The organism is Streptomyces sp. NPDC001515, assembly GCF_053597115.1.
The window spans coordinates 145434-155944 of sequence record NZ_JBSFHN010000013.1 but is presented as its reverse complement, the minus strand read 5'-3'; the positions used below and the strand labels follow the sequence as shown (position 1 = coordinate 155944).

At 76.0% G+C, this 10511-nt stretch carries 3 protein-coding genes; 1 reads left to right on the top strand and 2 read right to left on the bottom strand.

Going from position 1 to position 10511, the window contains the following annotated elements; genetic code table 11:
- Positions 1-73 precede the first annotated feature (73 nt).
- Positions 74-1222: an alpha/beta hydrolase gene (locus tag ACWCXC_RS16075; RefSeq protein ID WP_450683179.1), complete on the bottom strand. Its 1149-nt coding sequence runs from the start codon at positions 1220-1222 to the stop codon at positions 74-76.
- 90 nt (positions 1223-1312) lie between these two features.
- Here ACWCXC_RS16075 and ACWCXC_RS16070 point away from each other — a divergent pair, with 90 nt between their 5' ends.
- Entirely contained in the window at positions 1313-2272 is a 960-nt protein-coding gene (locus ACWCXC_RS16070) for an ACP S-malonyltransferase (protein ID WP_450889268.1), read from the top strand.
- Between the two features lie 189 nt (positions 2273-2461).
- Here ACWCXC_RS16070 and ACWCXC_RS16065 read toward each other — a convergent pair whose 3' ends face one another.
- Positions 2462-10501, bottom strand: coding sequence for a type I polyketide synthase (locus ACWCXC_RS16065; protein WP_450889266.1), 8040 nt, complete (start codon positions 10499-10501; stop codon positions 2462-2464).
- Positions 10502-10511: the final 10 nt, after the last annotated feature.

Here is a 10511-nt window from a genome sequence, read left to right as displayed (position 1 = left end):
CACTGGCCCAGGCCCGGCCCGCCCCGGATACCGGGCCCGACCCGCCCGTGGCGCGCGGGTCACCGGGCGTCGGTCAGGGGGTGGCCAGGGTCCAGGCGGCGAAGGCCTCCACGCCGTCGACGACGGCTTCGCAGCGCGGCGAGCGGAAGATGTCGAAGTTGTGCTGGGCGCCGGGGAGTTCGGCGTAGACGACCGGGTTGCGGGAAGCAGCGCGCAACTGGGCGGCGAAGTGCCGGGCGCCTTCCACCGTGCCCAGGGCGTCGTTGGTGCCGTGGGCGATGAAGAAGGGGGGCGCGTCGGGGTGGATGTAGCCCTGGGGCTGCATGGGAGGGGCGGGCTCGTCGGGCGGGGTGCCGAAGTAGTGGCCGTAGAAGCCGTAGAAGCAGATGGCCCCGGTGACGGTGGTGTCGGACGATTCGAAGCCGGGCTGGAACCTCGGGTCGTTCGGGGTGAGGGCGCACAGGCCCGCCATGTTGGCGCCCGCGGAGCTGCCCGCGACGAAGATCCGGGCGGGGTCGGCGCCGTACCGCGATCCGTGCTCGCGCATCCAGGCGATGACCTTCTTCGCGTCGATCTGGTGGCCGGGGAACGTCGTCTCCGGGCGCAGGCGGTAGTTGGCGCTGACGCAGACCCAGCCCTGGGAGGCGAGGCGCTGGAGCAGGGGGCGCGCCTCGCGGCTCTTGGCTCCCCGGGAGTACTGCCCGCCGTGGAAGTAGACCAGGACCGGGGCATCCCGCGGGGTGTCCCGGCGGTGGTAGACGTCCAGGAGGTTGCGCCGGCCGGCGTCGCCGTAGCTCAGGTTGCGGACGACGCGTACGTCGCGCTGCTTCATGTACGCCGGCAGCAGCAGGATGCGGGCCCAGGGGCGGTGGCGGCGCAGCGGGGTGCGGACGCGCTCGCGCCAGCCCGTGCCCAGGCCTTCGTCGAGGGCGTCGCCGACGGAGCGGTCCGAGCGGATCCCCAGCCAGAGGGAGTACGCGAGGGCGAGAGCGGTCAGGGCGGCGACGGCGGCGGTCACCCGGGCGCCGGTGGACCCCAGGTCCCCCTGGCCGGCCGCCAGCGCCGTGGACGCCGCCAGGAAGTAGATGCCGAAGTGGGGCACCTCGTTGATGATCATGCCGAACCAGAAGCTCATGCCCGCGAGTCGGCGGGGCCGGCGCGGTGCGACGACGGCGAAGAACGCGCACCAGGCGATGAGCACAGTCGTCGCTAAGTAACCCATAGGCATGGTGATCACCGTACCCGCGTCAACTCTGGGAAACTCCCTGGCCCTTCCTCCCCTAGCCTGGCCCGCGTCATGGAGGTGACACACATGGCTCTGGCGTCCATCTTTGGTACGAATCTGTTCCGGTACGAGCCGGGCGGGGTGATTGATTTCTACGACCAGTACGCCGCGGTGCGCGAATCGTTCGCGCGGGCCTCGGCGTGGACCGGGCTCGACGTCGAGGCCCTGGTGCGGCAGAACGGGGACTACGACGACGAGGTCCGGCGGCGGGCGGTGTCGATCGGGCTGGCCGCCGCGCAACTGGGCATCCAGGACGTGCTCGCCGAGAAGGGGCTGCGCCCGCACATGGCCGGCGGGATGAGCCTGGGCGGCATGGTGAGTTCGTGCGTGGCGGGGGCGTGCGAGCGGGAGCAGCTCATGGGGCTGCTGATCCGCGGCGAGCTGCGGCCGCCGCAGGAGCCCGCGGCCGGGGAGGCGGTGCGGGCGGAAGGCATCGCCTCGGCGTACCTCGGCGCGGACGACGATCCGGAGGAGCTGTGCGCGAAGCACGAAGGCGTCTTCGTGGCCTGCGACTTCGGGTGGGACGCGGACCGCAGGCTGCGGATCGTGATGCTGAGCGGCTACCGGGACGCGCTGGAGAAGCTGAGCGCGGATTCCGGCGGGATGATCACGGTGACCGAGGGAGCCGATGTGGCGGAGCACTGCCCGTTGCGCGCGTCGGCCCAGGCGGTCACCCGGGACTACATCGCGACGATGCCGTTCACCGATCCGGTGCTGCCGCTGTGCTCGGCCCTGGAGCAGCGCACGCTGACCGGGGCCGGTGAGGTGCGGGAGATGTTCACGGACAACGTCGTCGCGCCGATCAGCGTGGTGCACCTGGTCCGGGAGATGGAGCGGCACGGTGCACGGCTCGGGCTGGTCGTGGGGCCCTCACCGATTCTGAGCGCCCTGCACTACCCGTTCCCGGTGGTCTTCGTGGACCGGCCGGAAGCGGTGCCGAAGGCGGTCGCGGCGGTGTTCGAGCACGGGGTCCCGCTGCGGCGCTAGTGCCGCGGCTGTCAAGGGTTGCCCGGAAGGCGCGGCGTCAGGTGCGTGCTCTCGGCGTGCCGGCCGGAAGTCCTCGTACTGGGTGTACGTGGGCTTTCGGCCGGTGCGGCGAGAGTGCGTGCATGGCGTCGCGACGGGGCGAGCCTTGGCTGCTGGGGCCGGGGGCGGGGCGCAGGGGCGCGGTGGCGGTCAGTCGGCCACCGCGCCCAGCCATTCCCGCACCGCGCGGGCGGTGGTCCCGGCGTGCGTCTCCATCAGGGTGAAGTGGTTGCCGGGGACGTCGAGGGTGGTGTGCGCGGTCTTCCACTCGGTGCGCCAGTCGCCGTCGGCGAGTGCGGGCGAGAGGGGTTCCGTGGCCCGTACGAGCAGGACGGGGGTCTCCAGGGGTTCGGGGTCCCCCTCGGCGAAGAGGTCGCCGTACCAGCTCATGGCGGTGAGCCGGGTGAAGTCGAGCCGGGCGAAGGGGCTCTGACGGGCGTGGAGCCCTTCGACGAGCGCGTCGCGGAACGCGGACGCGGTGGGCGCGGACTCCAGGGCCGCCGGGGGGTAGGTGTCGAGCAGGACGACGGCGGCCGGGGGTGTGCCGGCGGCTTCGAGGAGTCCGGCGGCGGTGTGGGCGATGACGCCGCCGGAGGAGGAGCCGACGAGGACGAACGGGGCTCCGCCGGCGACGCGCAGGGCCTGCGCGGCCTGGGCTTCGGCGAGTTCCCTCCGGGTGGGCGGCAGCGGGGCGTCCGGCTCGAATCCGGGGTTGGGCAGCGCCCATACGGGGTGCCGGCCGCGCAGGGGCGCGGCGAAGCGGGTGTATTCGTGGGGGCCGCCGAGGGCCACGTGGGAGCTGACGCAGATCAGGGCGGGCCCGGTGCCGCTGGTGGCGAGCGGAACGGGTTCGGCGGGGGCGGTGCCGCGTGGGCGCAGGCGCGCCGCGCTGCGCAGCAGGGCGAAGCCCTCCTCGGTGCGGCCGTCCGCGCAGGCCCGGCGGAAGAGGTCGGCGACGGGGTCGGGGCGGGCGTCCGGGTCGTCGGGGACGGCCCCGTCCGGGACGGCCGTGTCGCCGGCCGTGTCGGTGGCGGTGGCGGTGGCGTCGAGGCGTTCGGCGAGGTGGCCGGCGAGCGCGACGGCGGTGGGGTGCTCGAAGACCAGGGCGGTGGGCAGGCGCAGGGCGGTGGCCCCGGCCAGCCGGTTGCGCAGTTCCACGGCGGTCAGGGAGTCGAATCCGGCCTCGGTCAGCGTCTGGGTGGGGGTGACGGATTCGGGTCCGGGGAAGCCGAGGACGGCGGCGACCTCCCGGCGGACCAGGTCCACGAGGGCGTGGTGGCGTTCGTCCGGGGTGCGGCCGGCCAGGCGGCTGCGCAGGGTCGCCCCGTCGGTGGGGGAGGCGGAGGCGCGGCGGGCCGGGCCGCGTACCAGTCCGCGCAGCAGGGCCGTACGGGTGGAGCGCAGCCGGGTGGTGTCGAAGCGGGCGGCGACGAGCAGGCCGTCGTCGTGGGTGGCGGCCAGGGCCAGCGCGGCGTCGAACAGGGCCGCCCCCTGCTCGGGGGTGAGCGGGCGTCCGGCGCCGGAGGCGAGCCGGGCGCGGTCGGCGGCGGCCAGGTCGGCGGCGAGTCCCGGTCCGTCGTCGGGCTGTTCCCACAGGCCCCAGGCGATCGAGAGACCGGGCAGTCCCCGGGCGCGGCGCTGCCCCATCGTGGCGTCGAGGAAGGCGTTGGCGGCGGCGTAGTTGGCCTGGCCGGCGCCGCCGAGGACGCCCGCGAGGGAGGAGAAGGCGATGACGGGGGCCGCCTCGTCGCCCCGGGCGCGGACGAGTTCGGTGAGGTGGACCAGGGCGTCGGCCTTGGGGCGCAGGACCGTGGTCAGCTGCTCGGGGGTGAGCGAGGTGAGCACGCCGTCGTCCAGGACGCCGGCGGCGTGGATCACGGCGGCGAGGGGCCGGTCGATCCGGTCCAGGAGCGCGGCCAGCGAGGCGCGGTCGGACACGTCGCAGGCGACGGCCGTCACCCGCGCGCCGTGGGCGGCGAGTTCGTCCGGAAGGTCTCCCGCGTCCCCGCCCCGGGTGGCCAGGACGATGTGCCGGACGCCGTGCCCGTGGACCAGATGACGGGTGATGACCCGGCCGATCATGCCGGTGCCGCCGGTGATCAGGACGGTGCCCTCGGGGTCGAGAACGGGCGGCGGCGAGGTGGGGGAACCTGCCGCCGCCCGGGTCAGGAGGGGCGTGAGGACGGTGCCGGCGCGCAGGGCGAACTGCTCCTCGGCGGGCCCGGCGGCGGTCATGGCGGCGGCCAGGAGCCGCAGTTCGCCCTCCACGTCGCCGGCCGGGTCGGTGTCGAGGTCGGCCAGGACGATACGGCCCGGGTGCTCCGACTGGGCGGAGCGGACGAGGCCCCGGACGGCGGCGTGCACCGGATCGGTGACCTCGCCCGCGCCGGTTCCGACGGCCGCGCCCCGGGTGGCGATCACCAGGCGTGCGGGGGCGAGCGCGTCCTCGGCCAGCCACTCCCGCACGAGCCGCAGTGCCCGTGCGGTGGCGTGGTGCACCGCGTCGGCCCCGGGGGTGGGCGGGGCGGGCGGGAACGGCAGGAGTACGGAGTCGGGGACGGCGGCGCCCTCGGCCACGGCGGCGGCGAGGGCGGCCGGGTCGGCGTAGGTGCGCGCGTACGCGACGGCCGCCGCGCCCGGATCGGTGGGGGCGCCCTCGGACGTCGCGGGGTCCAGCACCGCCCAGTGGTGTCCGGCGGCCTCGGCGGTGGCGGGGGCCGGGAGGGGCAGGGGGTTCCAGGTGAGGCGCAGGAGGGCGTCGCGGACGAGGGCGGTGTGCGCGGTGTGCGGTGCGGCCGGGCGGGTTTCGAGGGCGCCGACCGTCACCACGGGGTGGCCGGACGGGTCGGTCGCGCGGAGGGTGACCTCTCCGCCGGGGCCGTGCCGCAGGGTGGCGCGGACGGTGGTGGCGCCGTTGCCGTGCAGGTGTACCCCGCTCCAGGCGAAGGGCAGGCGCAGCGGTCCGTCGGCCGCGTCCACGACGTCGGGGTGGAGGCAGGCGTCGAGCAGGGCGGGGTGGATGCCGAAGTCCCGGTCGGCGCCCGCCTCCTCGGGCAGGGTGATCTCCGCGAAGGTCTCGGTCCCCCGCCGCCAGGCGGCGCGCAGCCCCTGGAAGGCGGGTCCGTAGCCGAGGCCGCCGTCCGCGAGGCGGTCGTACACCCCGTCCAGGTCGAGGGGTTCGGCGCCCGCCGGCGGCCAGGGTTCCGGGGTGGTGGCGGGGGCGGGGGCCGGGGCGGTGGTGAGGTGGCCGGCGGCGTGCCGGGTCCAGACGGGGTCCTCGTCGGGGGCGCCGGGGGCGGTCTCGCAGGCGTGGACGGTGACGGGGCGGCGGCCGGTGGCGTCGGCCTCGGCGACCCGGACCTGGACGAGAACCTCGGCGGTGCCGGACTCGGGCAGCACGAGCGGGGTCTCGATGACGAGGTCGTCGAGGACGTCGGTGCCGGTCTCCGCGCCCGCGCGCAGGGCGAGTTCGACGAATCCGGTGCCGGGGAAGAGGACGGAGCCGCCCACCACATGGTCGGCCAGCCAGGGCTGGGTGCGGGGCGAGAGGACTCCGGTGAGCACGGTGGCGTCGCCGTCCGCGAGGCGGAGGACGGCGCCGAGCAGCGGGTGGCCGGCCGGCCGCTGGCCCCAGGCGGCGGGGTCGGCGGCGAGCGGTCCGGCGTCCAGCCAGTAGCGCCGGCGCTGGAAGGGGTAGGTGGGCAGGTCGACGGGGCGGGGGCGGTGGCCCCGGAACGCGGCGGTCCAGTCGGCGTCCACGCCCCGGACCCAGGCTTCGGCGAGGCTGGTCAGGAAGCGGTCGGGGCCGCCGTCCCGGCGGCGCAGCGAGCCGGTCACCATGGCCGTTTCGGGGGCGAGGTCGGTGACGGCGGCGGTGAGGACCGGGTGCGAGGAGACCTCGACGAACGCGGTGTGTCCCTCGTCGGCGAGGCGCTGGACGGCGTCGGCGAAGCGTACGGGGCTGCGCAGGTTGCGCAGCCAGTAGGAGCCGTCCATGGCCGGTGGGTCGGCGGGTTCGCCGGTGACCGTGGACATCATGGGGACGGTGCCCGGGCGGGGGGTGAGGCCGGCGAGGTCGGTGGTGAGGCGGTCGGCCAAGGCGTCCATGGCCGGGGAGTGGGAGGCGTAGTCGACGGCGATGCGCCGTGCGCGTACGCCCCGTTCCCCGCACCGGGCCAGGAGGGCGTCGACGCCGTCCGGGGTGCCGGAGACGACGACCTGGGCGGGGCCGTTGACGGCGGCGACGGACACGCCGTCGGTGAGGAGTTCCCCGACGCGGGCGGCGGGCAGGGTGACGGAGGCCATGGCCCCGGGTCCGGCGAGTTCCGCGATGGCGCGGCTGCGCAGGCAGACGATGCGGGCGGCGTCGCGCAGCGACAGGATTCCGGCGACGCAGGCGGCGGCGATCTCGCCCTGGGAGTGGCCGACGACGGCGGCCGGCTCCACGCCGAAGGTGCTCCAGAGCCGGGCGAGCGCGACCATGACGGCGAAGGACGCGGGCTGGACGACGTCGACGCGGTCGAGCGGCGGCGCGCCGGGCGCTTCGCGCAGGACGTCGGTGAGCGACCAGTCGACGAACTCCGCGAGCGCGCTCTCGCACTCGGCGAGGCGTGCGGCGAACTCCGGTGAGGCGTCGGCCAGTTCCGTGCCCATGCCGGCCCATTGCGCACCCTGGCCGGGGAAGACGAAGACGGGCCGGGTGCTTCCGGCCGGGTCCGCGACGCCTTCCACGAGCTGGTCGGCGCGCTCGCCGCCGGCCAGTCGGCGCAGGGCGGCGGGGTGGTCGCCGAGGACGACGGCGCGGTGGTCGAAGCGGGCCCGGCCGGCCGCCAGGGCCCAGCCCACCTCGGCCGGTGCGGCGCCGCCGGGGGCGGGCGCGGTGGCGAGGGCGGCGGCCTGGGCGCGCAGGGCGGGGCCGGTGCGCGCCGACAGCGTCCAGGGGGCGGGTCCGTGGGCGGCGAGCGGTTCTCCCGGGGGGTCCTGGGGTGCCTGTTCCAGGATCAGGTGGGCGTTGGTGCCGCTGGCGCCGAACCCCGAGATCCCGGCACGGCGCGGGCGGTCGCCGGGGACGGTCCAGGGCCGGGCGGCGGTGAGCAGGGCGACCGTGCCGGCGGACCAGTCCACGAGGGGGGACGGCTCGTCGATGTGGAGGGTCCGGGGAAGCGTCCCGTGGTGCATGGCCATCACCATCTTGATGACGCCGGCGACTCCGGCGGCGGCCTGGGCGTGCCCGATGGTGGATTTGAGGGTGCCCAGCCACAGCGGGCGGCCGTCGGGGCGGTCCTCGCCGTACGTGGCGAGGAGGGCCTGGGCCTCGATGGGGTCGCCGAGCCTGGTGCCGGTGCCGTGGGCCTCGACGGCGTCGATGTCCCGGGGGGTGAGGGCGGCGTCGGCCAGGGCCTGGCGGATGACGCGCTGCTGGGCGGGGCCGGAGGGCGCGGTCAGTCCGTTGGAGGCGCCGTCCTGGTTGACGGCGGAGCCCTTGATGACGGCCCGGACGCGGTGGCCGTGGCGGCGGGCGTCCGAGAGCCGTTCCAGCAGGAGCAGTCCGACGCCTTCGCCGAAGGTCGTGCCGTCGGCGGCGGCCGAGAAGGGGCTGCACCGGCCGCTGACGGACAGGGCCTGCTGGCGGCCGAACTCGATGAACGGCGAGGGCGTGGACATCACGGTCACCCCGCCGGCCAGCGCCATGGTGCACTCGCCGTCCCGCAGCGACCGGGCGGCCAGGTGCAGGGCCACGAGCGAGGAGGAGCACGCGGTGTCCACGGTCATCGCGGGGCCTTCGAGCCCGAGGGTGTACGCGATGCGGCCGGCGGCGACGCTGCCCGCGCTGCCGTTGCCGAGGTAGCCCTCAAGGCCCTCGGGGGCCGGGCGGCCGAGCAGCCGTGCGCCGTACTCCCCCGCCATGGCGCCGGCGAAGACGCCGGTGCGGGTGCCCTTGAGGGAGGTCGGGGCGATCCCCGCGCGTTCGCACGCCTCCCAGGCGCATTCCAGCAGCAGCCGCTGCTGGGGGTCCATGGCCAGGGCCTCGCGGGGGCTGATGCCGAAGAAGGCGGGGTCGAAGAGGTCGGCCCCGTCGAGGAATCCCCCGGTGCGGGCGTAGCCGGCGTCCGGTTGCCCGCCGGTGCCGGCCGGGTCCCAGCCCCGGTCCTCGGGGTAGGGGCCGACCGCGTCCGTCTCCTCGGCCACGAGCCGCCACAGTTCCTCGGGGGAGGTGACGCCGCCGGGGAAGCGGCAGGCCATGCCGACGATCGCGATGTCGTCCGCGGAGGGGTCGCCGTCCGGTTCCGTGCCGTCGGGCACCGCCGGTACGGGGGCCGTTCCGGCCAGCTCCGCGCCGAGGTGGGCGGCGACGGCGGCCGGGGTCGGGCAGTCGTAGACGAGGGTCGCGGGGAGCCGCAGTCCGGTGGCGGCGGCGAACCGGTCGCGCATGCGCACGGCCATCACCGAGTCGAAGCCCAGCTCCCGGAACGCGGCGTCGGGCAGGACGGCGGCGGGCTGTCCGAGCAGGGCCCCGACCTCGCGCCTGACCAGGTCCAGGAGCAGGTCCTCGCGGATCCCGGCCGGTGCCTCCGCCAGCCGCCTCGCCCAGGCCCCTGCCTCGTCCCCGGTCTCCTCCGGGGCGGGGTCGTCGTCCGGGCGGGAGAGCACCAGCCGTCCCGGGACGCCCGCCAGGGCCGGCCGCATGACCTTGCCCAGGGCGGTGCGCGGGAGCCGGTCCACCTCCCACACCTCGTGGGGGACCTTGTAGTACGACAGCCGGGCGCGGCAGGCGTCGATGAGGCGGGCGGGGTCGAAGCCCCCGGGGCCGGGCACGACGTAGGCGGCGGGGATCTCCCCGAGCAGCGGGTGCGGCCGTCCGGCGACGGCGACCTCCGCGATGCCGGGCAGCGGGGCGATGGCCGCCTCGACCTCTCCGGGGTGGATGTTCTCGCCGCCCCGGATGATGAGTTCCTTGACCCGGCCGGTGATGGTGACGAAACCGGCGTCGTCGACGCGGGCCAGGTCGCCGGTGCGGTAGCGGCCGTCGCGGAGGACGGCGGCGGTGGCCTCGGGGTGGTTGTGGTAGCCGAGCATGACGGCGGGGCTCTCGACCCAGACCTCGCCCTCGGCGCCGGGGGGCACGGGCCGGCCGGTGGTGGTGTCGAGGAGGTGGAGGGTGAGCCCGGGGACGGCCGGTCCGCAGGAGCCCGGGACGCGGGTTCCGGTGGGGGCGTTGGAGGCGATGGGGCCGCCGGTCTCGGTGGAGCCGTAGCTGTCCAGCAGCCGGATGCCGAAGGCGTCCACGAAGTCCTGGTGGAGCCCGGCGGGGCAGGCGGCGCCGGCGACCATGGCGACCCTGGGGCCGGGGGTGCCGAGCCCGCCGTCCGCCGCCGCCCGCAGGAGCTGCTGGTAGACGGTGGGGACGGCGCAGAAGAACGTGGTGCGGTCCTCGCGCAGGGCGGCGGCGATGTCGTCGGCGGAGAGTCCGTCGACGATGTGGGCGGTGGCGCCGACGGCGACGACGCCGAGCACGCACAGGTTGTGCGCCACGGTGTGCGACAGCGGCAGCGGCCACAGGACGCGGTCGCTCTCCTCCAGGCCGAGTACGGGGGCGTAGCAGGCGGCCACGCCCCACAGGGACATCCGGTGGGTGGAGAGCACGCCCTTGGGTCTGCCGGTGGTGCCGGAGGTGTAGAGCATCCAGGCGGTGTCGTCGAGCGCGGCGTCGTCCCGGGCGGGTTCGGGGGGTTCGCTGCCGGCGAGGGCGTCGAACGCCACGGTGCCGGGGGGCGCCGGCCCGTCCCCGGTGACGATCACGCGCAGCCCCGGGTGTCCGGCGGCGAGGCGCTGGACCTGGTCCAGGTGGGTGGGGTCGGTGATCAGGACCACGGCGCCGCTGTCGGTGAGCAGGTGTTCCAGCTCGTCGTCGGTGGCGTGCGGGTTGAGGGGGGCGCCGACGCCGGCGGCGCGGGCGATCGCGAGGTAGCTCTCCACGGCCTCGACGCGGTTGCCGAGCAGCAGCGCGGCGGTCTCGCCCCGGCCCAGGCCCAGATGGGCGAGGTGGCCGGCGAGGCGGCGGGTGCGCAGGTCGAGTTCGTCGTAGCCGACGGACCGCCACGCGTCGCGGAACGCGGTCTTCTTGCCGAGGCGTTCGGCGTGGGCCGGCAGCAGTTCGTGAAGGGGCCTGATGAGCTCGGTGCGCAGCATCCCGCCGCCC